Origin of the sequence: Vogesella margarita, from assembly GCF_028548475.1 — a bacterium.
GTDB classification, from domain to species: Bacteria; Pseudomonadota; Gammaproteobacteria; order Burkholderiales; family Chromobacteriaceae; genus Vogesella; species Vogesella margarita.
The window spans coordinates 1-24,409 of record NZ_JAQQLE010000015.1; the positions used below are offsets into that span (position 1 = coordinate 1).

The window sequence follows — 24,409 nt, forward strand, 5'->3', positions numbered from 1 at the left end:
GACACCGATTCGGCTAACGTTCATGGTGGACTCCTTCCTTCTGTCTGACTGGTGGTGAACCCTTCCAGTCTGGCACCTGGATGCCGTTGCGGGAGGGAGGAGTCCATCTCATTGGGCTATGGTTTTGGAGACTGCCAACGTTGGCCGCAAGCCCTCCCCTGCACACACTGTTCTGCATCCCGCCGCTGGCGGCGCCTTTAATTGCCGCCACCGACCCCCATCTCATTCGCATGTGGCGGCCGTGGCCGCCTTTCCTTCCTTGCCCTTAGCGGCACACCGACAGGACTTCTGCTCATGAGCGAATCGCGCTACACCCCGCCCCGCGTCTGGACATGGGATCAGGCCAATGGCGGCCAGTTTGCCAACATCAACCGCCCCATCGCCGGGCCGACCCACGAGCAGGCCTTGCCGGTGGGCGAGCATCCGCTGCAGCTGTATTCGCTGGCCACGCCCAATGGCGTGAAGGTGACCATCATGCTGGAGGAGCTGCTGGCGCTGGGCCATCGCGGTGCCGAGTACGATGCATGGCTGATCCGCATCCACGAGGGCGAGCAGTTCGGCAGCGGCTTTGTCGCGCTGAACCCGAATTCCAAGATCCCGGTGCTGCAGGATCGCAGCGGCGCCGAGCCGCAGCGGGTGTTCGAATCCGGCGCCATCCTGCTGTATCTGGCGGAGAAGTTCGGCGCGCTGTTGCCGCAGGATCTGGCGGCGCGCACCGAGTGTCTGTCGTGGCTGTTCTGGCAGATGGGCAGCGCACCGTTCCTGGGCGGCGGTTTCGGCCATTTCTACGTCTACGCGCCGGAGAAGTTCGAATACGCGATCAACCGCTTCGCGATGGAAGCCAAGCGGCAGCTGGACGTGCTGGACCGCCGCCTGGCGGACAAGCGCTGGCTGGCGGGCGACGAGTACAGCATTGCCGATATCGCGGTGTGGCCGTGGTATGGCGAGCTGGTGCGCGGCAACCTGTATGGCGCGGCGGAGTTCCTGCAGGTGCAGGAGTACCCGCACGTGCAGCGCTGGGCAAACGAGATGGCGGCACGGCCGGCGGTACAGCGCGGGCGCATGGTCAACCGCCTGCGCGGCGAGCTATCGGAGCAGCTGCACGAGCGCCACGCCGCCAGCGATTTCGATACCCGCACCCAGGACAAGCTGCAGGCACAGGAAGCCACGCCGGCCTGATCGCAGCCTGATCCCGCTACGCTTGCGGCCAACGTTGGCCGCAAGCACCCCCTCCCCGATTACTGCCCACCCTGGCACTGCTGGCGCAGCGCGGCGGCGAACAGCTGCTCGATCGGGCGCGGCGGGCTGCCGGTGCGGCTGAACAGCGCGATCGGCGGCAGCGTCCATTCGAACGAGTACGGCACGATGGCGACGCCGGCGGTGCGCACCAGCTCTTCGGCGATGTCGGCCGGCACGATGGACACCGCGCGCTCGTTGCCGACGATCATCTCGCCGATCAGCTTCGACGAGTAGCTCTCCACCACCGGCGATGGTGGCGCGATGCCGGCGGCCAGGAACAGGTCGGCCACCTGCTCGCGCATCGGCGTATTGGGCGCGCCAAGAATCCAGTCCAGCCCCACCAGCGCACGCCAGTCCAGCTTGCTGCGCCCCAACTGCGCCGCCAGGCGGCGGCTGGCGATCATGCGCGCCTGCTGCCGGTACAGCACCTCGAACGCCACATCCTGCACGTCCACTGTCGCCGACGCGCGCCCGATCACCAGATCCAGCGTGTGGTCGCGCAATTGCGGCAGCAGCTGGTCGCTGGTGCCCTCGTGGATGGTGACGGTCAGCCTCCCGCCGTCCTGCGGCAGCGTGTGCTGGATGGCGGCCGACAACAGCCGGCCGGGCACGAACGGAATCACGCCGATGTGCAGGTGCGCCACGTGGCCGGCGGCGGCGGTTTCCATGTCCTGCACCAGATGGCCGAGGTCGTGGATCATCGCCTCGGCCCGCGCCAGCACCAGCTTGCCCAGCGCCGTCGGCGCCATGCCGCGCACCGAGCGGTCGAACAGGGTGCCGCCGAACAGGCTTTCCAGCTCGGCCAGCGCATTGGTGATCGCCGGCTGGCTGCTGGCCATCTGCTCGGCCACGCGCGTCAGCGAGCCGTGCTGGCGGATTTGCAGCAGCAGGATCAGGTGACGCATTTTCAGGCGCGCACTCAGTCGGCGCAGCAGTTCGGCGGAGGCATTGGCCGGCATGGCAGCTCACTTCATAAGGTAAATGTTATGGCTGCATAGTAATTCAAAATAATCTGCTTATGTTACGGCGCTAGACTGCTCGCAAGTCAGGTGCGTCGCGGCGAATTGCCCACCACCCGACCCGCATTTCAGGTGGCTGCCCGCCGCGGGCGGCAGGATTTTGATACGGTGCCGGCACCATGCCGCCGGCACCCCGGAACAAGGTACCGACCATGAACAGCACCGATCGCCAAGCCGCGCTGGATTACCACGAATTCCCGACCCCCGGCAAAATCGCCGTCAGCGCCAGCAAGCCGCTGGTCACGCAGCGCGACCTGGCACTGGCCTACACACCGGGCGTGGCCGCCGCCTGCGAGGAAATCGTCGCCGACCCGCTCAACGCCAGCCGCTTTACCGCGCGCTCCAATCTGGTGGGCGTGATCACCAACGGCACCGCGGTACTGGGGCTGGGCAATATCGGCGCGCTGGCCTCCAAGCCGGTGATGGAAGGCAAGGCGGTGCTGTTCAAGAAGTTCGCCGGCGTGGACGTGTTCGACATCGAGATCAACGAGACCGACCCGGACAAACTGGTGGAAATCATCGCCGGGCTGGAGCCGACCTTCGGCGGTATCAACCTGGAAGACATCAAGGCGCCGGAATGCTTTGAAGTCGAGCGCAAGCTGCGCGAACGCATGAAGATCCCGGTGTTCCACGACGACCAGCACGGCACCGCCATCACCGTCGCAGCCGCCTTCATCAACGGCCTGAAGGTGGTCGGCAAGGACATCCGCGAGGTGAAGGTGGTCACCTCCGGCGCCGGCGCCGCCGCGCTGACCTGTCTCGACCTGATGGTGCACCTGGGTCTGCCGCTGGAAAACATCTGGGTCACCGACATCGAGGGCGTGGTCTACCGTGGCCGCCAGGCGCTGATGGACCCGACCAAGGAGCGCTTCGCGCAGCCGACCGACGCCCGCACCCTGGCCGAGGTCATCCGCGGTGCCGACGTGTTCCTCGGTCTGTCAGCCGGCGGCGTGCTGAAGCCGGAGATGGTGGCTGCGATGGCGGCGCGGCCGCTGATCCTGGCGCTGGCCAACCCGGCGCCGGAAATCCTGCCGGAAGAGGCACACGCGGTGCGCGACGACGTGGTGATGGCCACCGGCCGCTCCGACTACCCCAACCAGGTCAACAACGTGCTGTGCTTCCCGTACATCTTCCGCGGCGCGCTGGATGTCGGCGCCACCACCATCAACCGCGAAATGGAAGTGGCGGCGGTGTACGCCATCGCCGGCCTGGCCGAAGAAGAGCAAAACGAAGTAGTAGCCGCCGCCTACGGCAGCTACGACCTGTCCTTCGGCCCGCAGTACCTGATTCCGAAGCCGTTCGACCCGCGCCTGATCGTGCGCATCGCCCCGGCGGTGGCCAAGGCGGCGATGGACAGCGGCGTCGCCACCCGCCCGGTAGCCAATCTGGACGCCTACACCGAACAGCTGCAGCAGTTCGTGTACCACTCCGGCAGCTTCATGAAGCCGCTGTTTGCTGCCGCCAAGAAACAGGTGCGCGAAGGCGGCAAGACCCGCATCGTGTTTACCGAGGGCGAGGACGAGCGCGTGCTGCGCGCGGTGCAGGTGATCGTGGACGAGAAACTGGCGCGGCCGATTCTGGTCGGCCGTCCGGAAGTGCTGCTGGCGCGCATCGAGAAGTTCGGCCTGCGCCTGCGCCTGGGCGAGGACGTGGAAGTCACCAACCCGGAATACGACGAGCGCTTCCACCAGTACTGGACCAGCTACTGGGAGCTGATGTGCCGCGACGGCATCACCAAGGAAATGGCGCGCGTGGAAATGCGCCGCCGCCTGACGCTGATCGGCGCGATGATGGTCAAGCTGGGCGACGCCGACGGCATGATCTGCGGCACGGTGGGCGGCTATAACGACCACCTGCACTACATCGACCAGGTCATCGGCAAGAAGCCGGGCGCGGCCACCTATGCCGCGATGAACATCCTGCTGCTGGACAAGCAGACCGTGGCGCTGGTGGACACCCACGTCAACGACAACCCGAGCGCCGAGCAGATCGCCGAATTCACCGTCGCCGCCGCCGAGGAAATGTCGCTGCTGCACCTGGTGCCGAAAGTGGCGCTGCTGTCACGCTCCAACTTCGGCTCCGGCAGCTCGGCCTCCGGCAGCAAGATGCGCGAGGCACTGCAACGCGTGCGCCAGCTGGCGCCGGACCTGGAGATCGACGGCGAGATGCACGGCGACTGCGCGCTGGACGAGGCGCTGCGCCTGAAGATCCTGCCGATGTCCACGCTCAAGGGCGCGGCCAACCTGCTGGTCTGCCCCAACGTGGACGCCGGCAACATCGCCTACAACCTGCTGAAAACCGCAGCCGGCAGCAATGTGGCGGTCGGCCCCTTCCTGCTGGGCGCCAACGCACCGGTCAACATCCTGACCTCCAGCGCCACCGTGCGCCGCATCATCAACATGGCGGCGCTGACGGTGATGGAAGCCAACCGCCAGGGTTGATCCACGCCCCGCGCCACCGCAACGGCTGTCCCCACAACGGGGGCAGCCGTTTTTGCGTGTGCCTTGTGCGCCCTGCACCTTGCGGCCAACGTTGGCCGCAACGCCGTTTCGTCGCCCGCCCGCTTGCTGTACCCTGTGCGCCTTGCGATCAACCCGGCGGCCCGCGCCGCCCTGCCTGCCCTTTTGCCATGCGTATTCCGGATTTCCACCAAGCCCTCGCCGATCTCGGCGCCCGTCCCTGCCATATCGGCCGCATCAATCGCGCCTGGCTGAAAGGCCAGCCGCTGGACGCCGGCACCCGCCACCAGAAGGGCGAGCACTACTTCCCGCTGGCGGTGCGTAACGGCCTGCCGCCGCTGGCGGCGCAGCTGGACGCGCTGGCGCGCATCGAATCGCAGCACCCGGCTGAGGACGGCTCGCTGCGGCTCTTGGTTCGGCTTAACGACGGCCAGATGGTGGAAAGCGTGCTACTGCCGCGCGACGGGCTGTGCGTATCCAGCCAGGTCGGCTGCGCGGTGGGCTGCACCTTCTGCATGACCGGCAAGAGCGGGCTGCTGCGCCAGCTGGGCAGCGCCGAGATCGTGGCGCAGGTGGCGCTGGCGCGGCGCATCCGTCCGGTGAAGAAGGTGGTGTTCATGGGCATGGGCGAGCCGGCGCACAATATCGACAACGTGCTGGACGCCATCAACCTGCTGGGCACCGACGGCAATATCGGCCACAAGAATCTGGTGTTTTCCACCGTCGGTGATCCGCGCGTGTTCGAGCGCCTGCCACAGCTGCAGGTCAAGCCGGCGCTGGCGCTGTCGCTGCACACTACCGATGCCGGGCTGCGCGCGCAATTGCTGCCGCGCGCACCGCGTTATGAGCCGGCCGAGCTGGTGGCGCTGGGCGAGGACTACGCCCGTCGCGTCGGCTACCCGATCCAGTACCAGTGGACGCTGCTGGCCGGCATCAACGACACGCAGGCAGAAATGGACGCCGCCGTGCAGCTGCTGCGCGGCAAGTACGGCGTGCTCAACCTCATCCCGTACAACAGCGTGGAAGGCGATCACTACCAGCGCCCGTCCGCCGAGCGCATCCAGCAGTTCAAGCGTTACCTGCACGATAACGGCGTGCTGACCAAGGTGCGCGACTCCGCCGGCCAGGACATCGACGGCGGTTGCGGCCAACTGCGCGCCCGCGCCGCCGACGTCATCGACCACAGCCGACTGCTGCGCCGCCAGCAAAGCGCAGCGGGCAACGCCACAGACTGACAGCACGCTGCCGCTCGCAGGTTGGGTGCCGGAGTGCCTTAGGTGGCCTGCCGCTGCGCCGCATCGTCGAGCAGGGCTTGCACCTGCTGCGCCCGCTGTGCCAGCCGCGGCTGCAGGAACGCCCGCAACGTCTGCGCCAGCGTGCCGGAGGCGCGACGGTCGGCACAGATCAGCCATAGCGGCGCCGCCTCGCCCTGCCAGTGGGGACACAGCGGCAACAGCCGGCCGGCAAGCAGGTCGTCGGCCACGTCCAGCATCGACTTGTAGGCGATGCCCGCCCCGGCCAGTGCCCAGCGCCGCACCGCGTCGCCGTCGTCGGCCATGCGCCGGCTGTCCAGCGTCACGCTGTGCAGCAAGCCGTCGCGAACAAACGACCACTGCTGATGCAGGCTGTCGCCCAGCATGTAGCTGAGACAGACATGGCCGTTCAGGTCGGCCGGCGTGCGGGGCGTACCGTGGCGCGCAAGGTAGTCAGGAGCCGCACACAGCACGCGGCGGTTGTCCGGCAGCAGGGGCAAGGCCACCAGCGAGGAATCGGCCGGCGTGCCGTAGCGGATGGCCAGATCCACCGGCTGGCGGTACACGTCGGCCAGCCGGTCACCCATCTGCAGGCGCAGCGACAGTTGCGGATGCTGCGCCAGGAAATCGTCCAGCCACGGCAACAGCACGTTGCGGCCCAGGTCGGAGGGCAGCGACAACTGCAGCAGGCCGCGCAGCGCCGCCTGACCTTGTGCCGCCTGCTGTGCTGACGCCCACAGCGCCAGCATCTGCTGCGCCTGCGGCAGAAACTGTTCGCCCTGCGGGGTGAGCCGCAGATGGCGGGTGGAGCGCACGAACAGGCGCGCGCCCAGCTCCGCCTCCAGCCGTTTCAATGCGGCACTGGCCGCCGCCGGCGTCAGCCCCAGCGCGTGCGCGGCGGCGGTCAGACTGCCGGTTTCGGCGGTACGCACCATGATGTCGAGAGGATGCAGTGCTTTCATATTCAAATTTTATTTGATAGTTATGCAAATATTACGCTGTTTATCAAATATATTTTCACAAGCATGATTGCACGCACACTGACAGCAAGGAGTCATCATGCACATCGCCGATCTGGTCCAAACCCGTTACACCACCAAATCCTTTGATCCGTCATTCCGCCTGACTGCCACGCAGGCCGCCGACATCGAGAGCCTGCTGCGCTTCAGCCCGTCGTCCACCAATGCCCAGCCGTGGCACTTCGTGCTGGCCGACAGCGCCGAGGGCAAGGCGCGTGTCGCCCAGGCGACGCAAGGTTTCTACAGCTTCAATGAAGGCAAGATCCTGAACGCGGCGCGGGTGGTGGTGTTCTGCACCCGTGCCCAGCTGGACGACGCCCATCTGGCCGCCCTGCTGGAGCAGGAGGACCGCGACGGCCGCTTTGCCAATGCCGACATCCGCGCCGGCCAGCACCGCGGCCGCAGCCACTTCGTCAACCTGCACCGCTACGAGCTGCGGGACGCCGCGCACTGGATGGAAAAACAGACCTATCTCGCCGCCGGCACCCTGCTGCTGGGCGCCGCCGCCATGGGGCTGGATGCCTGCCCGATCGAGGGTTTCGATCAAGAGGCGCTGTCCGGGGCGCTGGATCTGCGGGCGCAAGGGCTGGTGCCGTCGCTGATCGTCGCGCTGGGGCGCCGCGCTGCCGACGACTTCAACGCCACGCTGCCCAAGTCGCGGCTGCCGGCAGCGCAGACCATCACCCGCCTGTAAGGCTTTGCGGCCAACCTTGCCGCAAGGTTGGCCGCATTGCCCTAGCCCACCACCTGCAGGCTGGATTGCCCCAACCCGCCGCCCTTCTTCACCACGATCTGCACCGCGATGCGCTCCTGCATGCCCGTCACGTGGCTGATCACGCCGATGGACTTGCCGCTGGCGTTGATGCTGTCCAGCGCGTCCAGCGCCACTTCCAGCGTGTCGCCGTCCAGTGTGCCGAAGCCTTCGTCGAGGAACAGCGAGTCGATGGAGGTCTTGTGGCTGACCAGGTCGGACAGCGCCAGCGCCAGCGCGAGGCTCACCAGAAAACTCTCGCCGCCAGACAGGGTGCGGGTGTCGCGCGCCGCGTCGGCCTGCCAGGTATCGACGATCGCCAGCTCCAGCTCGCCGCCGGCCTTGCGCTGCAGCAGGTAGCGGCCATGCAGGCGCGCCAGATGGCGGTTGGCGAGGTGCATCAGGTGGTCCAGCGTCAGCCCCTGCGCGAACTTGCGGTACTTGTCGCCCTCTTTCGAGCCGATCAGGCTGTTGAGCCGTTGCCAGATGTCGGCATCGGCGGCCTGTTGTTCGATCTGCAAGAACAGCGCCTGCTGCTTGTCGCGGCGCTGCGCGTCGTCGTGCAACAGCGCCTGCAGCGCACCCTGCTGGCCGGACAGCGCATGGCGCTGCGCGTCCAGTGTCACCAGCACCGCATCCAGCTCGGCCAGTGACAGCGGGCTGAGCGCCTGTTGCTGCAGCGATTTCAGCGCGGAGAGCGCGGTCTGCCGCACCGCCAGGCTGCGTTGCAACGCCTGCTCCAGCTGTTGCTGCCGCACCTGTAGCCGCTGGCGCTCCTCCTCCGGCAACAGCGCCTGCAAGAATGCTTCCCGATCGACAAACGGGCTGGCGGCCAGTGCGGCCAACCATGCCTGCTCGGTCTGCTCGTGCTGCCGCTGTTGCGCCTGCAGATCGGCCGCCAGCTGCGCCTGCTGGCCCTGCAGGCCGGCGATCTGCCGCGTCAGCACCTCCACCTGCTCGGCGCAGTGCACCAGTGCCTGCGCGTCGATCGTCAGCTCGTCGATGGCCAGCTCATCACCAGCCGGCTCGTGCCCGACCGCCAGCGCCGCCCAGCGCGCCTGCCACGTCTCTGCCACGCTGGCCGCCTGCTCGCAGCGCGCCTGCTGTTGCAACAGCGCAGCCTGTTGCTGCTGTTGCGCCTGCTGCTGCGCCTGCCAGTGTTGCCAGTCTTGCTGGCGCGCGGCCAGCCAGTCCGCCATGTCATCGTCGCGGCCCAGGCCGGTGGCGTCAAAACCGGCGGCGGCGATGGCCGCGGCCAACGTTTGCCCGGCCTGTTCGATGGCTTGCGCGGTGGCGGCCAGCTGGCGCTGCAGCTCGGCGATGCCGTGCTGCAGGTGCGCGTGCTCCTGCTGCAACAGCGCGCCCTGCTGGGCGAGCTGCTGCAACTGCGCGGCCTGCGCGGCTTCCTGCCTCTGCGCTGCGGCCAACGTTTGCTCGGCGGCTTCGGCCTGCTGCAGGCCGTGTTTCAGGCCGGCCTCCTGCGCCTCGGCCGCCGCCAGATGCTGTTGCAGCATCACCGTCTGCTGCCAGTCGCCGTCATCCAGCGGCAGCTGGCCAGCCAGCTTGCGCCAGTCGGCCACGGCCTGCACGCAGGTCTCGCGCACCGTGTGCAGCGCCTGCTGCTGTTGCTCGCGCGTGGCGGTCAGCGCGGCCAGCCGGTTCCTGGCCTGGTTGCCAGTGTCCTCCAGCTGTTGCAGCGCGGCTTCCTTCTGCTGCAGCGCCTGCGCGGTGGAGGAGACATCGAGCGCCCGGTAGGCCTGTATCGCCGGATGCTGCTGCGAGCCGCACAGCGGGCAGGCCTCGCCCGGCTGCAAGGCGGCGCGGTGCGCGTCCAGGCTCTGGATGCGCTGCTCCTGCGCCAGCAGCTGGCGCTTGTCGGCCACCTGCTCTTTCAGCTGTTTGTAGTCGTGGCGCAGCGTGGCCAGCACGCCGTGCTGGGCTTCCAGCTGCGCATCGCTGTCGGCCAGCGCCTGTTCCAGTTGTGCCTGCTGTGCCGACTGCTGGCGCAGCTGCGCGGCGTGCTGCTGCAGTTGCCGCCACAGCTGCACCCTTTCCTGGCTGTGCAGCCATTGCGTCCGCAGCGCCGGCAGGCTGTGGCCCTGCAGCAGCGCCGCCAGCATGGTGGCGGCCTGTTCGCTGGCGGCGCTGGCCTGCTGCTGCGCGGCCTGTGCCGTTTGCAGCTGCTGTTGCTGCTGTGCCAGCCGGCTGGCAACTGCCGCCAGCGCCTCGGTCTGGCTGAGCGCCTGCGCCTGCTGCTGCCGCTGCGTGTCGTGCAGCTGGCGGATCTGCTGGCAGGTGCCGTGCCAGCCGCTGAGCTGTTCGCCCAGTGCGGCAAAGTGGTCGTGCCGGGCGAGCCAGTGCTGCAACTGCTGCTGCGCGGCCTGTTGCTGCTGCCACTGTTGCCGTTCGCGCTCGGCCAGGGCGGCGGCGATGCGGCGCGCCTGCCAGTGCGCGGCGACCGACTGCTGCCGACTGTCGGCAAGCTGCGTCTGCACCCTGTCCGTGGCGGCGCGGGTCTGTTGCAGCCGCTCCGCCGCCTGCTGCCACGCCTGCTGCAGCGGACGGATCGCCTCCGCCGGCGCGCTCTGTTGCAGGCGCTGCAAGTCTGGCCGCGCCTGTTCGATGGCCTGCTGCGCCGCCTGCTCGGCCAGGGCGGCGGCTTGCTCGGCCTGTTCGGCCTGGCCCAGCTCGTGTCGCCACTGGCGCAGTGCCTGCGTCTGCTGATGTTGCTGCTGCAATGCGGCCAACCGTGGCGTCAGCTCCGCCACCTGCTGCTGCATGGTCAGGCGCTCGGCTTCCGGCAACAGCTCCACGCCGTCGGCGCGCGCCTGCAGCTGTTCCAGCGCCTGGCGGGCGTCGCGCGCCCGTTCGAACACGCGCTGCGAGATCTGGCCGTAGATGTCGCTGCCGGTCAGCTCTTCCAGCAGCTCGGCACGCTCGTTGGCACTGGCATTGAGGAAGGCGGCAAAACCGCCCTGCGCCAGCAGCATCGACTTGGTAAAGCGCGCGAAATCCAGCCCGGTGATCGCCTCGATGCGCTTGAGCTTGTCGTTGATATGGGTGGTGAGGATGGTGCCGGCCGCGTCGGCCAACTCCACCTTCGGCGCCTGCAGCTGGCCGTCTGCCTTGTCGCGGGCGCGGCGCTGGCTCCAGAACGCGCGGTACAGCTGGCCCTTCACCTCGAATTCCACCTCGGCCAGGCAATCGGCAGTATGGCGGCTCATGATCTCGTTGCTGCTGGCGGAGATGGTCTTCAGCCGCGGTGTTTCGTGATACAGCGCGAGGCAGATGGCGTCCAGCAGCGTGGACTTGCCGGCGCCGGTGGGGCCGGTGATGGCGAACAGGCCGTTGTCCTTGAACGGCGGCCGGGTGAAGTCGATCTTCCACTCGCCTTGCAGCGAGTTGAGGTTCTTCAGGCGCAGGGTCAGGATTTTCATGCCTCGCCCTCCTGCAGGCTGGCGACGATGTCGCGGTAGCGCGCCTGCAGCTGCGCGGCCAAGGTTTCGTCCAGCGTTTCCTGCTGCAGCCGCTTGTCGAACACGTCGAACGGCGTCAGTTCGTCCAGTGTCTCGCGCGCTTCTGCCTGTAGCGTGGCGGCGGCATTGCCGCGTTCGCGGCGGATGCGCAGCACCTCGACCGGAAGGTCGGTGGTGATGGCCTGGATGCGCGCCTGCAGATCGGACAGGTAGTCGTCACCCTGCACCAATACCTCCAGCCACACCGGCTGCGCGTCGCTGGCGAGCTTGGCGGCGTCAGCAATGGCTGCGGCCAACGTTGCCAGATCCCCCTTCACCGACACCAGCTGCTGGAAGCGTGGCACCGGCAGCGGCGTCACCCCCAGCAGGCCGATGGCGTCGACATCCACCAGCAGCACCTGTTTCTGCTGGCCGGCCTCGTCGAAGCTCAGCGGGATCGGTGAGCCGCTGTAGCGGACGTGTTCCAGTCCGCCCACCTGCTGCGGGCGGTGGATGTGGCCCAGCGCGATGTAGTCGGCCGGCGGAAAAGCGCTGGTCGGAAACGCCTCCAGCGCGCCGACATAGATTTCGCGCACCGATTCGCTGGCGCTGGCGCCGACGGTGGTGAGGTGGCCGGTGGCGATGATGGGCAGCGGCAGATTCAGCGCGTCGCGCCGGGCGCAGGCCAGCCGGTACAGCGCCTGGTAGTGCTGGTGGATGGCCTCCTGCAGCGTGAGCTGCTTTTCCTCGGCACTCTGTCCGGCCTGACTTTGCATCACATCGCGCGGGCGGATGAATGGGATCGCGCAGACGATGGCGCCGGGCGTGCCGTCGCGCTGCGGCAACACCAGCACCTGCTGCTCAAGGTCGGCCTCCACCGCCGGGATGACACTGGTGCCCAGGCAGCTCAGCAGCGGCCGGCTCTCGCCCAACGTGGCCACCGAGTCGTGGTTGCCACCCAGCACCAGCAGTACCACGTTGGCCGCATGCAGCGCCACCACCAGCCGGTTGTACAGCTCGCGCGCGTAGCTGGGCGGCGCGCCGGTATCGAAGATGTCGCCGGCGATGAGCACCGCGTCTACCGCCTGTTGCTGCACTTGCTGCAGCAGCCAGTCGATGAAGGCCTGGTGCTCGGCCTGGCGGGGCTTGCCCATGAAGTGCTGGCCGAGGTGCCAGTCGGAGGTGTGGAGGATGCGCATGGAGGATACGGGGGCGTTGGCAATGGCGCCGATTGTAGCAAGCCCGCCGTGCCGGCCGCATGGCGGCGGACGGATTGCCCGCCCGCCGCCTATTTATCCAGAATCAGGTTATCCAGACTCAGGCGCCGGCCTTTGCCGCTTGCGGGGCAGCCACGACCGGCACTCGCTGCAGCCCCCACACGTTGGCCGCAACAATCAGTAGCACACCCAGCAGCTGCCAGCCGTCCAGCAGCCGGCCATAGGCGAGATAATCCACCAGCAGCGCCACCACCGGGTAGCTGAACCCCAGCAGGCCGATCCAGTGGGTGGGCAGCTGGCGGAAGGCGGCGTACATGATGATGTACATCAGCGTGGTGTGTACCAGCCCCAGCGTGGCGAGATAACCCCAGTGGCTGCCGGCCACCCACAGGCTGGCGTTGTCCAGCAGCGGCCACAGCAGCAGCACGCCGGTCAGCGTCTGCACGCAGGCAATGTGGGTGGGTGCCAGCGTTTTGGGCAGCTGCTTGCTGATCAGCGTCACCACCGCGTACAGCATGGCGGCGCCCAGCGCCAGCAGGATGCCCAGCAGCGCCCCGCCGCCGCCCTGCCCCGGCTGCACGATCAGCAGCATGCCGGCAAACGCCACCGCCACCGCGGCCAACTTGCGCAGCGTCAGCGCCTCGCCCAGCAGCAGCCGGCTCAGCAGCAGCAGCCAGAACGGCTGGGTGTGATACACCACGGTGGCGATGCCGATCGAGCTGTAGTGATAGGCGTTGAACAGCAGCAGCCAGTTGCCCACCAGCGCCACGCCACCGGCGATGCACCACAGCAGGCTGCTACGGGTAAACGGCCACGTCTGCCACTGTCCGCGCCACCAGGCGTACAGCCCCAGCCCCAGCGAGCCCAGCACGCAGCGCACGAACACCACGTTCCATACCGATTGGCCGGATTGCAGCACGAACCAGCCGATGGTGCCGGACAGCGCCATGGCGGCCAGCATCTGCCATACGCCGGTGCGTAAATTTTGTTGTGTCATGATCAAGCTCTCCTTGCAGGCTAGTGTGCAACAGCATAAGCAAGTCGCACAGCTGGCTGAATGGGCTTTGCAAGGCAAAAGCCAGTTGCTACCTTGCAAATATCGCCAAATCGACAGGATTGCCTGCAATGAAAGACTGGATCGACGTACAGCTGGTGGGGCTGCTGCAACAGGACGCGCGGCAGAGCATTGCCGAGCTGGCACGAAAGCTGAAAATGTCCGGCCCCAGCGTGTCAGAACGGCTGAAGCGGCTGGAGGAACACGGCACCATTCGCGGCTACACGCCGGAGCTGGACTGGCCGCAGTGGGGCTACACCCTGCAGGCCATCGTGCGGCTGCGCCCGCTGCCAGGCCAGCTCAAGACGCTGGAGGCGCGCCTCGTCGCCACACCGCAGTTCACCGAATGTGACAAGGTCACCGGCGAGGATTGCTACATCGCGCGCCTGCTGCTGCGCGACATCGGCCAGCTGGACGAGATACTGGACGGTTTTGCCGAGCTGGCCACCACCGCCACCAGCATCGTCAAGGCCAGCCCGGTGTTGCGCCGGCTGCCGCCGCTGTTGCCCTAGCAGCAAAGCAGCCACGCAAGGTTGGCCGCAGACGTATTGCTCAGTCGGTGACGGGATGGATCTCGATGCCGAGCGCGCGTCCCAGCCCAGCCGGCTGAACCAGCAGATCGGCCAGGGTGTGCTGTGACAGTTCGCCGTAGAAGGCCTCCTGCGCCGCATGCAGCACCCGGTACAGGCGGCAGCAGGCGGCGATGCGGCAGTGCGAGTGCTGCGCGTCAAAACACTCGACCAGCACGTTGTCGGCCTCCGCCGCCCGCACCAGCTGGCCAAGGTTGACCTGCTGCGGCGCGTGCGTCAGGCGCATGCCGCCGCCCTTGCCGCGCACCGTGGTCAGATAGCCCTGCTGCCCCAGAAAATGCACCACCTTGGTCAGGTGGCTGGCGGAAATGTCGTAGGCGTGGGCGATCTCGCCGATGGTCACCAGGCGCTCGCCCGCCAGCGCGCTGTACATCATTACCCGCAGGCAGTAGTCGGTAAAGGCGGTCAATCGCACGGTCGGGGCATCCCATAGAGTTGTTCAACCCGGCAGCTTATGCATCCGGGCTCGGGCCGTCATTCTACCCTGCCGGCCGGCACCCGGTAGCGGCGGTTTGCGCCACGCGGGCCTGCCGTTGCGGTAAAAACCGGCCGGAAACGCCTGTTCTTGATGCGCCTCAAGCGAATGCACTTTGCTTCATAACATTCATTTTTTATGAATGTTATCCGGTATAAGATTCATCTCAGACGAATCTTATACCCCCTCAAGGAGCATCACCATGGCTTTCACCGTCAAGAACAACATCCACTGGGTCGGCAAACAGGACTGGGAGCTGCGCGAATTCCACGGCAGCGAGTACAGCACCCACCGCGGCTCCAGCTACAACAGCTATCTGATCAAGGAAGAGAAGATCGCGCTGATCGACACCGTATGGGCGCCGTACGCCGAAGAGTTCGTCGCCAACCTGGCGAAAGAAGTCGACCTTGGCGCCATCGACTACATCATCGCCAACCACGGCGAGATCGACCACAGCGGCGCTCTGCCGGCGCTGATGGCGCGCATCCCGGACACCCCGATCTACTGCACCGCCAACGGCGCCAAGTCGCTGCGCGGCCACTATCACCAGGACTGGAACTTCAAGATCGTCAAGACCGGCGACAGCCTCGACCTTGGCAACGGCAAGCAACTGGTGTTCGTCGAGATGCCGATGTTGCACTGGCCGGACAGCATGGCCACCTACATGACCGGCGACGCCGTGCTGTTCAGCAACGACGCCTTCGGCCAGCACTACGCCAGCGCGCAGATGTTCAATGACCAGTGCGACCCGGTCGAGCTGCACGAGGAGTGCATCAAGTACTACGCCAACATCCTGACCCCGTTCAGCCCGCTGGTGACCCAGAAGATCCACGAGGTGCTGGCGCTCAACCTGCCGATCGACATGATCGCCACCAGCCACGGCATCATCTGGCGCGACAAGCCGACCCAGATCGTCGAGCAATACCTGAAATGGGCGGACGACTACCAGGAAAACCAGATCACCCTGGTCTACGACACCATGTGGAACGGCACCCGCATGATGGCCGAGGCGATCGCCGAGGGCATCCGCAAGGCCGACAGCGAGGTGGTGATCAAGCTGTTCAACCTGTCTAACAGCGACAAGAACGACGTGCTCACCCACGTATTCAAGTCCAAAGCCATCCTGGTCGGCAGCCCGACCGTCAACAACGTGATGCTGCCGCACGTCGCCGCCCTGCTGGAAGAAATGACCGGCCTGCGCTTCAGGAACAAGGCGGCGGCGGCCTTCGGCACCCACGGCTGGAGCGGCGGCGCGGTGGAACGCATCGCCAAACGCCTGGACGATGCCGGCTTCCGCGTCCTTAACCAGGGCATGGCCGCGGAATGGCGACCGACTGACGACGCGCTCTCGCAGGCGGTGCGCTTTGGCGAGTCCTTCATCGAGCAACTGGGCAAGACCGATACGCCCACCGCCGAGGCGACAAGCAGCTGTAGCGGCAAGATGCGCTGCAAGACTTGCTCGTGGGCCTACGACCCGGAACAGGGTGAAGCGTCGCAAGGCGTGGCCGCCGGCACCGCCTGGCCGGATGTCGCGGAGAGCTTCCTGTGCCCGGTGTGCTTCATGGGCAAGAGTGACTTTGTTCCCGCGTAAACGACCGATCCCGGAGATTCCTGATGAAAAAACCTCTCGTCATCATCGGTAGCGGCCACGCCGGCTACACCCTGGCGCGGGCGTTCCGCCAGCTTGATACCAGCACCCCCGTCATCATCCTGACCCAGGACGGCGGCGAGCAGTATCCCAAGCCGCAGCTCAGCCACGGCTTCGGCCGGCAAATGGCGGCCGAACAGCTGGTGCAGCAGCACGCCACCGCCGTCGCCGCCGAGCTGAAAATCATGGTGCGGCCCAATACGCTCGTCACCGCGATCGACTTCGACGCCAAACTCGTCCACGCCGGCGACGCGCGCATCCCCTACAGCGACCTGGTGCTGGCGGTGGGTGCCGAGCCCTTCGTGCCGGCCATCCGCGGCGACGCGGTGCAGGACATCCTGACCCTGAACAACCTGGAGCAGTACCGCCGCTACTTTACGCAGCTTGAACGCAGCGAACGCGTGCTGGTCATCGGCGGCGGCCTGATCGGCACCGAGATCGCTCACGACATCGCCCGCCACAAGCAGGTAACGCTGGTGGACATCGGCAGCCGGCTGCTGGAGCGGCTGGTGCCCGAGGTGGTCAGCCAGCGCCTGCACCATGCCATGGCGCCAGTGACGATGCGTTTCGGCACCGCGGTGGACCGCATCGACCGTGCGACGACCGGTTACCACGTGAAGCTCAGCAATGGCGAAATCCTTAACGTGGACGCCGTGATCTGCGCGGCGGGGCTGAAGCCGCGGCTGGAACTGGCCGCAGGACTGGCGACTGGATTGGCAACCGGGCGCGGCATCAGCGTCGACCGCTATCTGCGCACCTCGCAGCCCAATGTCTACGCGCTGGGCGACTGCGCCGAGATCGAGGGCCAGATCCTGCCCTACCTGCAGCCGATCACGCTGTCTGCACGGGCGCTGGCCAGCACGCTGGCCGGCAAGCCGGAGCCGGTGCGCTTCGGCCCGCTACCGGTGGCGGTGAAAACGCCGCACTATCCGATCCAGCTGGCGGGCGTCACCCACGGGCAGGCGCTGGACTGGCAGATCAGCGAGGGCGACGACGGCCTCACCGCGCTCGCCCATCGCGACAGCAAGCTGGTCGGCTACGTGACCACCGGCAGTCGCAACGGCTTCAGCCTGCTGCCAGGCCTGGCCTGCTGAAACGGGCGCGCCAGCATCCCTCTCTGCACCGGCTGGCATGCAGCAGCCGGCCTAACCCTCCCCCGGCCAGCGACAAAAGGTTGGCCGCAACGGCGCAACGGCCCGCCGCCACTGTCGCGCGGCGCACGCTCTACACCCGGCACTGGCAAAAGCAGACCCATTCACTAAGATGCAAACACACCAGCTTCTGGTGACACGCTCCGCATTCCTCTCACCCACCAGCAAGAGGCACGCACTATGAAAACACTGCAAGCATCCGCCAGGCCGGCCACGCGGGCCTGGCTGGCCGTCGTGGCGATGGCCGCCAGCCCGCTACTGGCCAGCGCCGGCGACCTGTCCGCCACCTATCGTGGCAAGCCGGTTACCTTCGGCCAAGGCCAGGCGCATACCGAAGTACGCACCGACAACGCAGGCAAAGTGGCCGCCATCAGCATCGTGCTGAGCGAGCAGGCACTCACCGGGCTTCCGGCCGCCAAAATGGCGCCGGCCTACCTGCTGCGCATGCCGGCCAAGGGACCGCGCACGGTGGTGGACCACGTGGTCATCAACTGGGAAGCGGCCGGCCATCCGCCACCCAAGATCTACGACGTGCCGCATTTCGACTTTCACTTCTATATGGTGAAACGGGCGGAGACGATGAAGGTGCGCTTCAACAGCGACGCCGAATCGGCCGACCCGGGCCAGCAGCCACCGGCCGAGCTGCTGCCCGCCGGCTACATCCTGCCTCCGGGCACCGCCGTTCCGAAAATGGGCGTGCACGCCATCAACACCAAGGCGCCGGAATTCCAGCAGCAGCCGTTCACCGCCACCCTGATCTACGGCTACTACAACAAGCGGCAGACCTTTATCGAACCGATGGTGGCGCTGTCTTTCCTGCAGTCCAAACCGGCCTTCAGCGCGCCAATGGAGCGTCCGGCCAGCTACAGCAAGGCGGGCAGCTACCCGTCCAGCTACAGCGTGAGCTACCACCCGGACAGCAAATCCTACGAGATAGCCCTGAACGGCTTTCAATGAGTGAGCCGCCGCCCGTCACTTGCAACGGCGCGGGCGGTTTCAACGCAAATGCGGCCAACCCTGGCCGCATTTTTCATGCACGAGCGCAGTACATCGCGCACACAAACACGCGACCGCCGGCTTAGGCACGGCGGTCGCGGCATGACGGGTGGACTACTTCACCGGGATCATCAGGTGCTGGTAGGGTGTGCCCGGCCACATCACGTACGGCACCGCGGTGTTGGGCGTCGCATCCTTGGGATACATGTCGTAGAACGCCGGCTCCGCGCCGACGATCATCACGTGCGCCCCGGTCTTCACCCAGTGGTTGCCGGGCTCCGGCTTCGCCGCGTACGGATCGGTATTGCTGGCGTCGGTGCCACCCTCCAGCATGTACATGAAGCCGATCTGGCCGACAACCGGTGTGGTGTGGCCGATCCAGGCCATCGCCCACGCCATCGCCGCCTTGTCCATGCACATCGGGTCCGGCCCAGGGGTGGCCGGGTTGTCAGGCATGCAGGTGAAGCCGTTGCTGCCCTCGCGCAGGGTGCGCATCGTGCCGTCGGCGGTCATGGTGACGATGCTTGCCTTGGCCGCGACTTTTTTCGGGGCGGCACTCATCGCGCTCTTGATCATCTGCGCATCGCTGGCGGCCATTACGGCCGGCGCATGGCCGATGGTGGCAAACGCCATGACGACAAGCAGCCAGCGGGGTATCAGGGTCGAAGTCGACATGATTACTCCTTCTTGCATTTCAACGGGTGCATACCCGACTGCCGCAACCACGACGCATGACCCCTGAATTGTCCGAAGAACAGGCGCTGATGCCGCCGTTACCCGCTGGCAGTCTGAAACGGGCAAACGCAAAACGCGGCAGCACGGCCGGTGTGCCCTAAGTGTAGGAAACGGCCCGGCAAGCGCAACCGCCAGCCAGCCGGCTGCCCGCACCCACTGCGCTGGCACAATCATTGCACCGCAGCATGGATCGCGCCTTGCAGTACCACATATGCAAATCGTATTGTTTGACCCAAACCAAAATGACGTTGATTAAGGCCGTGCCAGCACAATGCCGATGCTATGCTAGGTGGCTGTTTGTTCGCCCTCACCGCTTTGCCAGGAACCCCCGCACGTGCACAGTCCCACGCTAGTCGCCATTGCCGCAATCCTCATGGTCGTGATGACCCTGATGCTGGCCGCTGCCTGGCGCTTCAACCCGCGCATTGCCGGGCTGGGCGCCTGGACGCTGTCCTATTTCTTCGGGCTGCTGGTCTGCGTCAACCTGCTGCTGCGCGCGGTGGCGCCGGAGCTATTGCTGGTGCTGCTGACGCAGCTGTCGGCCTTCCTGATGGCGTGGCTGAACTGGGTGGGCACCCGTGCCTATGTCGGCGCCGCGCCGGTGCCACGGCGCTACGGCGTACTGGGCGCCGTCTTGCTGCTGGCAACCGCGGCCTGGTTTACCGTGGTGCAACCGGAGCAGACGATACGCTTCACGCTGATGAGCCTGGTGGTGGGCACGTTGTTCCTGCTGTGCGCGCGCACCATCGCCCAGGGCCGGCTGCAGGATCACCCGGCCCGCTACCTGTATGCGCTGGCCAGCGGCGGGCACGGGCTGTTCCTGCTGCTGCGACCGTGGCTGTTCCGCGTCGGCAACCACGGCCTGTTCGACGCGCAGCACGCCATCGTGGTATCGCATCTGGTGGTGGTGGAATCCATCGCCGCCATCGTGCTGATGGCGTTCGGCATCGTGATGCTGGCCAACGAGCAGGTGACGCTGGAGTTGCGCCGCATCGCCGACCGCGACCCGCTGACCGGCGTGTTCAACCGCCGCGCCTTCCTCGCCCTGCTGGACAAGGGCAGCCACTACGCCGAGCGCATGGCGTTTCCGCTGTCGGTGCTGCTGGTCGATCTGGACCACTTCAAGAAGGTCAACGACAACTGGGGTCACCAGCTCGGCGACCGCGCGCTGCACCATTTCGTGACGGTGGCGCAAGCCTGCCTGCGCGATGGCGACGTGATCGGCCGCCTCGGCGGCGAGGAGTTTGCGATCTTCCTGCCCAACGCCCGGCTGGCACAGGCCGAAGCCATCGCCAGCCGCCTGCGCGGCGCACTGGAGATGCAGCCGCTGCGCCACGGTGAGGCGGCCATCGCGCTGACAGCCAGCATCGGCGTGGCACAACGCCAGCCACAGGAAGCACCGCAAGCGCTGCTGCATCGCGCGGACGAGGCGATGTATCTGGCCAAACACAATGGCCGCAACCGCATCGAACTGGCGGCGAGCAGCCCGTCACCTGCCGACGGCACCGCGACACCGGCACTGCCGTGAACCCTTGCCGCCTGCGGCCAACGTTGGCCGCAAGCCCGCCCCACCATCGGACAAGACCCTGCTGTTGCAGGGCCTTTTTGTTGTTACCAGTCGCCGGCTGGCCGGCATCCCGCGTCCGCCAGAACACAGGACAGGGGTTGGGCTAGCGACGCTTAGCGCATGTCGAACAGTTCCTGGTGAAAGCGCGCCGCCGGCAGGCCGAGGGCGAGCAGGCGTTCGCGCAGCTGGCGGCCAAATGCGGCCGGTCCGCAGAACCAGATGTCGGCATCGCGCCACTCCGGCACGCTGCGGGTCAACCGCTCTGCATCCAGATAACCGTCGCGCGGCTGCCACAGCAGGTGCAGATCCACCCCGGCGGCAGCGGCGTCCTGGCTCAGCCGCTGCATCACGCTGGCGTCGTAGTCGCTGGTGGCGTGGAAGAAGTCGATGGTCTGCCCCGCCGGCGCGGCGGCCAGTGCCTGCATCCGCGCCACGAACGGCGTCACGCCGATGCCGCCACTGATCCAGATCTGGTGCGGCCGCGCGCTGTCGAAGGTAAAGCAGCCGTACGGGCCTTCCAGCTGGATGCGGTCACCCGTTTTTAGCCGCGCCGGCAGCGCGGCGGTGTAGTCGCCCAGCGCCTTGATCAGCAGCCGCACGCGGCCGTCGCCCTGCCACGCGGAGGCCAGCGTGAACGGATGCGCGCCCTCGCCGGGGTGAAAGGTGACAAAGGCGAACTGGCCGGCCTTGTGCCCCGGCCACGCCGGGTCCAGCTGCACGTCCACCGCCAGCACCTTCAGCGCCGGCTGGTAGTCCAGTGCCACGATGCGGCCATCTGTGCGCGGCTGACCGCCATGGCGGCGGCACAGCGACAGGATGGCGGCGACGCTGCCACCGGCCATCAGCAGCGCCAGCAACCAGCCGCCAGGCGTGGCCCAGTTGTCGAACTTGAGCAGCAGCACCGAGTGGAAGACCAGCGCCAGATAGGCCAGCGGCAACAGGCGATGCAGCTGGACAAAGCGGCGGTACGGCAGCCGCTTCAACAGCGCCAGCACCATCAGCACGGCGGCGACGTAGAACGCCCACTCGCCGACCCCTTCCGCGGTATGGCGCAGGCTGATGAAGGTTTGCTGCAGGCTGCCCTCCGGCAGCGGCAACGGCGCGCGACGCGGGCGGCCGCCGCTGAGCAGGCCCAGCGCCGACAGCCATTTCGGCGCCTGCGCCAGCAGCCAGTGGCTGAGCGACAGCACCAGCGCGGCGATGCCCAGCCATTTGTGCAGCCGGTACATCTTGTCCAGCCCGCCCAGCGGGCGTTCTGCCGGGGTTGGCCGCATCGCCAGCAGCATGGCCACACTCATCACCGCCATGCCCAGCACGCCACTGTACTGGGTCAGCACATTGCGCCAGGCAATGAAATTGGGCTGCCCGGCCAGCACCGCCGGGTTGCTGGCCAGCCACAGCAACGACAACAAGGCGAGGCCGCTCCAGAAGTACCACGTAATCTTGCGCATCGGTGTCACCTTGCGAGTTCGGATTCAGATACAACCAGCGTAAACGGCACATATCTTTCTCGCAAGATAACTACACATCCGTTAACATCTTGCCGTAATCGTTAACAACTCGTCGCCAGAAAGCCCGCCATGCGCATCAAGAACCGGATGGACAGCCATCAATGGGACAGCAGCTTCGACCCGCAAACGGTGCAGCTGTTTTTGCAGCTGCAGTGGGCACAGGCGCAGTCGCTGCACACCATGCGCCCGATGCTGGAAAAATTCGCGCTCAGCGCGGTGGAGTTCGACGTGCTGGCCACGCTGCGCAACGCGCCGGCGCCGCACCAGATGACGCCGTCGATGATTCAGGACGCGGTGGTGATCAGCTCCGGCGGGCTGACCAAGGTGCTGCTGCAGCTGGAAACGCGCGCCCTGGTGACGCGCCGCCAGCTGGCCGACGACCTGCGCATCAAGCCGGTGTGCCTCACCGCCGCCGGCGCGGCGCTGGTGGAACAGGCGATGGCCGAAACGGTGGCCGATACCGGGCACTGGCTGCGCCAGCGGCTGGATGCCGTGGAAATCGGTCAGCTCACCGTGCTGCTGACCAAGCTGGCGCAGTAGTACGGCGGCCAAGGTTGGCCGCAGCGGAACCATGAGCCGCCGGCAGCGGTCTGTGACACACCGGCACCGAGGTGGTGGCCGGCACCATCGACAAGGAGAACAGTCATGCAGTGCCCGGTTTGCAAGGATACGACGCTGGTGATGAGCGAACGCCAGGGGATCGAGATCGACTACTGCCCGCAGTGCCGCGGGGTGTGGCTGGACCGTGGCGAGCTGGACAAGATCATCCAGCATTCGCTGGGTCACATGGCCGCCGCCAATGCCGAGCCGCAAGCTGCCGCACCGCAGGCCGCACAGCCCGGCTACCCGCCACGCCAGCCGCAGCAACAGCCCTACCCGCAACAGCAGCCTTACCAGCAGCAGCCGTATCCGCAGCACGACAAGTACGGCGACAACCGCCACTACAAGCGCAAGAAGAGCTTCTGGGAAGACCTGTTCGATTAAGCGCAGCTCCCCCCTGATCCTGCGTTGCGCCGCCTTGCCGTACGATTTGTACTGCCTGCGTCGGCGCGCCCTGGCTCCGGTGCGCTGCGCGGTTTTGTTCGCGGCGCTAAAAGCGGACACGGAAAACGATGGCGGCCAACCTTTGCAGGTTGGCCGCCTTGTTTTGAGGGCCTGCCTCAGCCCGGCAACAGCCGCAGCAGCTGGCCGTCGTCCTCGTCGGTCAGCAGGTAGACGAACCGTCCGGCCCTTCGCGCACGTCGCGCACGCGCTGGCCAAGGCCGGTGAGCAGTATTTCCTCACGCACCACGCGCGTGCCGTCCAGCTCCAGCCGCATCAGGTGACGGAATTTCAGCGAGCCCAGCAGCAGGCTGCCCTGCCACGCCTTGCCGTAGCGCGTACCGCGCACGAAGGCCATGCCGGACGGCGCGATCGACGGCGTCCACTGCCACAGCGGCTGCTCCATCCCCGCCTTGCGGGTGAGGCCGGCGCCGACCGGGCCGCCGCCGTAGTTCTCGCCGTAGGTGATCACCGGCCAGCCGTAGTTCTTGCCGGCCTCCAGGCGGTTCAGCTCGTCGCCGCCCTGCGGCCCGTGCTCGTGCGTCCACAACCGGCCGTCCGGCCCCAGCGCGGCGCCCTGCACATTGCGGTGACCGAGGCTCCAGATTTCCGGCCGCGCGCCGGCGCGGCCGACGAAGGGGTTGTCCGCTGGAATGCCGCCATCCTTGCGCACGCGCACCACCTTGCCGTGGTGGTTGTCCAGCGTCTGCGCGTCGGCCATGCGCTGAAAACGGTCGCCCAGCGTCAGGAACAGCGTGCCACCGGCCTCGACGATGCGGCAGCCGAAGTGGGCGCGGCTGCTGAACTTCGGCTGCTGGCTGAACAGCACCTTCACCTGCTCCAGTCGGCTGGCGTCGTCCGACAGCCGCGCGCTGGCCAGCGCGGTGGAGTTGCCGTAGCCGCTGGCCGCCGGCTCGGCGTAGCAGAAGTACAGCGTGCGGTTGCGGGCGAAACCGCTATCCGTGACCAGGTCCAGCAGGCCGCCCTGCCCGCCGGCGTCGATGCGCGGCAGCCCGGCCAGCGGCTTGCCCAGCTGGCCGTTGGCGCTGACCAGGCGCAGGCGGCCGGGGCGCTCGGTGACCAGCATGCGCCCGCCGTCGATGAAGGCCACCGCCCACGGGTGCTCCAGTCCGCGGGCGACCACCTCCGTTCGCGGCGCGGCCTGCGCCGGGCTGGCCAGCACCAGCAGCGCCAGCGGCCACGCCAGCCATCGTGTCTGCTTGTCCATA

The 24,409-nt window shown here is 66.9% G+C and carries 20 protein-coding genes; 11 read left to right on the top strand and 9 right to left on the bottom strand.

The window, feature by feature from the left end:
* Positions 1 to 294 precede the first annotated feature (294 nt).
* A complete protein-coding gene (yghU, locus tag PQU96_RS14790) occupies positions 295 to 1,179 on the top strand; it encodes a glutathione-dependent disulfide-bond oxidoreductase (RefSeq protein WP_272773176.1) in 885 nt (294 codons plus the stop codon).
* Positions 1,180 to 1,238: 59 nt separating this feature from the next.
* Here yghU and PQU96_RS14795 read toward each other — a convergent pair whose 3' ends face one another.
* On the bottom strand, positions 1,239 to 2,198 hold the full coding sequence (locus tag PQU96_RS14795; protein WP_272773177.1) for a LysR substrate-binding domain-containing protein: 960 nt from the start codon (positions 2,196 to 2,198) through the stop codon (positions 1,239 to 1,241).
* Between the two features lie 212 nt (positions 2,199 to 2,410).
* Here PQU96_RS14795 and PQU96_RS14800 point away from each other — a divergent pair, with 212 nt between their 5' ends.
* Together PQU96_RS14800 and PQU96_RS14805 are read left to right on the top strand one after the other, a co-directional pair.
* Complete coding sequence (locus tag PQU96_RS14800) at positions 2,411 to 4,699, top strand: NADP-dependent malic enzyme (RefSeq protein ID WP_272773178.1); 2,289 nt, start codon at positions 2,411 to 2,413, stop codon at positions 4,697 to 4,699.
* A 188-nt stretch (positions 4,700 to 4,887) separates the two neighbouring features.
* A complete protein-coding gene (locus PQU96_RS14805) occupies positions 4,888 to 5,952 on the top strand; it encodes an RNA methyltransferase (RefSeq protein ID WP_272773179.1) in 1,065 nt (354 codons plus the stop codon).
* 38 nt (positions 5,953 to 5,990) lie between these two features.
* On the opposite strand, the gene PQU96_RS14810 is transcribed toward PQU96_RS14805, so the two are convergent.
* Positions 5,991 to 6,932: a LysR family transcriptional regulator gene (locus PQU96_RS14810; RefSeq protein ID WP_272773180.1), complete on the bottom strand. Its 942-nt coding sequence runs from the start codon at positions 6,930 to 6,932 to the stop codon at positions 5,991 to 5,993.
* A 97-nt stretch (positions 6,933 to 7,029) separates the two neighbouring features.
* Here PQU96_RS14810 and nfsB point away from each other — a divergent pair, with 97 nt between their 5' ends.
* Positions 7,030 to 7,683 (top strand): oxygen-insensitive NAD(P)H nitroreductase, encoded by a 654-nt coding sequence (gene nfsB, locus PQU96_RS14815; protein ID WP_272773181.1) that lies wholly within the window; start codon positions 7,030 to 7,032, stop codon positions 7,681 to 7,683.
* Between the two features lie 41 nt (positions 7,684 to 7,724).
* On the opposite strand, the gene PQU96_RS14820 is transcribed toward nfsB, so the two are convergent.
* The 3 genes from PQU96_RS14820 to PQU96_RS14830 form a co-directional block, all read right to left on the bottom strand.
* Positions 7,725 to 11,177, bottom strand: coding sequence for an SbcC/MukB-like Walker B domain-containing protein (locus PQU96_RS14820; RefSeq protein ID WP_272773182.1), 3,453 nt, complete (start codon positions 11,175 to 11,177; stop codon positions 7,725 to 7,727).
* Positions 11,174 to 12,394 carry an exonuclease subunit SbcD gene (gene sbcD / locus PQU96_RS14825; RefSeq protein ID WP_272773183.1) on the bottom strand — a complete coding sequence of 407 codons (1,221 nt, stop codon included), beginning with the start codon at positions 12,392 to 12,394 and terminating at the stop codon, positions 11,174 to 11,176. Before sbcD ends, PQU96_RS14820 begins: the two co-directional genes overlap by 4 nt.
* 118 nt (positions 12,395 to 12,512) lie before the next feature.
* Entirely contained in the window at positions 12,513 to 13,409 is an 897-nt protein-coding gene (locus PQU96_RS14830) for a DMT family transporter (protein ID WP_272773184.1), read from the bottom strand.
* Between the two features lie 128 nt (positions 13,410 to 13,537).
* Between PQU96_RS14830 and PQU96_RS14835 the strand changes: the two genes are divergently transcribed.
* Positions 13,538 to 13,978 (top strand): Lrp/AsnC family transcriptional regulator, encoded by a 441-nt coding sequence (locus tag PQU96_RS14835; protein WP_272773185.1) that lies wholly within the window; start codon positions 13,538 to 13,540, stop codon positions 13,976 to 13,978.
* 40 nt (positions 13,979 to 14,018) lie between these two features.
* Here the strand turns inward: PQU96_RS14835 and PQU96_RS14840 are convergent, their stop codons facing one another.
* Positions 14,019 to 14,471: an RrF2 family transcriptional regulator gene (locus tag PQU96_RS14840; protein WP_272773186.1), complete on the bottom strand. Its 453-nt coding sequence runs from the start codon at positions 14,469 to 14,471 to the stop codon at positions 14,019 to 14,021.
* Between the two features lie 262 nt (positions 14,472 to 14,733).
* On the opposite strand from PQU96_RS14840, the gene norV reads away from it, so the two are divergent.
* The 3 genes from norV (at position 14,734) to PQU96_RS14855 (ending at position 18,287) form a co-directional block, all read left to right on the top strand.
* A complete protein-coding gene (norV, locus tag PQU96_RS14845; RefSeq protein WP_272773187.1) occupies positions 14,734 to 16,122 on the top strand; it encodes an anaerobic nitric oxide reductase flavorubredoxin in 1,389 nt (462 codons plus the stop codon).
* Positions 16,123 to 16,145: 23 nt separating this feature from the next.
* Positions 16,146 to 17,273 (top strand): FAD-dependent oxidoreductase, encoded by a 1,128-nt coding sequence (locus PQU96_RS14850; protein ID WP_272773188.1) that lies wholly within the window; start codon positions 16,146 to 16,148, stop codon positions 17,271 to 17,273.
* A 237-nt stretch (positions 17,274 to 17,510) separates the two neighbouring features.
* Positions 17,511 to 18,287, top strand: a complete 777-nt coding sequence (locus PQU96_RS14855) for a DUF5602 domain-containing protein (protein WP_272773189.1) — start codon at positions 17,511 to 17,513, stop codon at positions 18,285 to 18,287.
* Positions 18,288 to 18,440: 153 nt separating this feature from the next.
* On the opposite strand, the gene PQU96_RS14860 is transcribed toward PQU96_RS14855, so the two are convergent.
* Entirely contained in the window at positions 18,441 to 19,001 is a 561-nt protein-coding gene (locus PQU96_RS14860; protein WP_272773190.1) for a hypothetical protein, read from the bottom strand.
* Between the two features lie 394 nt (positions 19,002 to 19,395).
* Here PQU96_RS14860 and PQU96_RS14865 point away from each other — a divergent pair, with 394 nt between their 5' ends.
* The gene (locus PQU96_RS14865; RefSeq protein WP_272773191.1) at positions 19,396 to 20,589 is read left to right on the top strand and encodes a GGDEF domain-containing protein; all 1,194 of its coding nucleotides are present in this window, start codon (positions 19,396 to 19,398) and stop codon (positions 20,587 to 20,589) included.
* A 152-nt stretch (positions 20,590 to 20,741) separates the two neighbouring features.
* On the opposite strand, the gene PQU96_RS14870 is transcribed toward PQU96_RS14865, so the two are convergent.
* A complete protein-coding gene (locus tag PQU96_RS14870; protein ID WP_272773192.1) occupies positions 20,742 to 22,079 on the bottom strand; it encodes a ferredoxin reductase family protein in 1,338 nt (445 codons plus the stop codon).
* A 129-nt stretch (positions 22,080 to 22,208) separates the two neighbouring features.
* On the opposite strand from PQU96_RS14870, the gene PQU96_RS14875 reads away from it, so the two are divergent.
* Positions 22,209 to 22,679: a MarR family winged helix-turn-helix transcriptional regulator gene (locus PQU96_RS14875; protein WP_272773193.1), complete on the top strand. Its 471-nt coding sequence runs from the start codon at positions 22,209 to 22,211 to the stop codon at positions 22,677 to 22,679.
* Between the two features lie 105 nt (positions 22,680 to 22,784).
* Complete coding sequence (locus tag PQU96_RS14880; protein ID WP_272773194.1) at positions 22,785 to 23,123, top strand: TFIIB-type zinc ribbon-containing protein; 339 nt, start codon at positions 22,785 to 22,787, stop codon at positions 23,121 to 23,123.
* A gap of 220 nt (positions 23,124 to 23,343) precedes the next feature.
* On the opposite strand, the gene PQU96_RS14885 is transcribed toward PQU96_RS14880, so the two are convergent.
* Complete coding sequence (locus PQU96_RS14885) at positions 23,344 to 24,408, bottom strand: PQQ-dependent sugar dehydrogenase (protein WP_272773195.1); 1,065 nt, start codon at positions 24,406 to 24,408, stop codon at positions 23,344 to 23,346.
* Position 24,409: the final 1 nt, after the last annotated feature.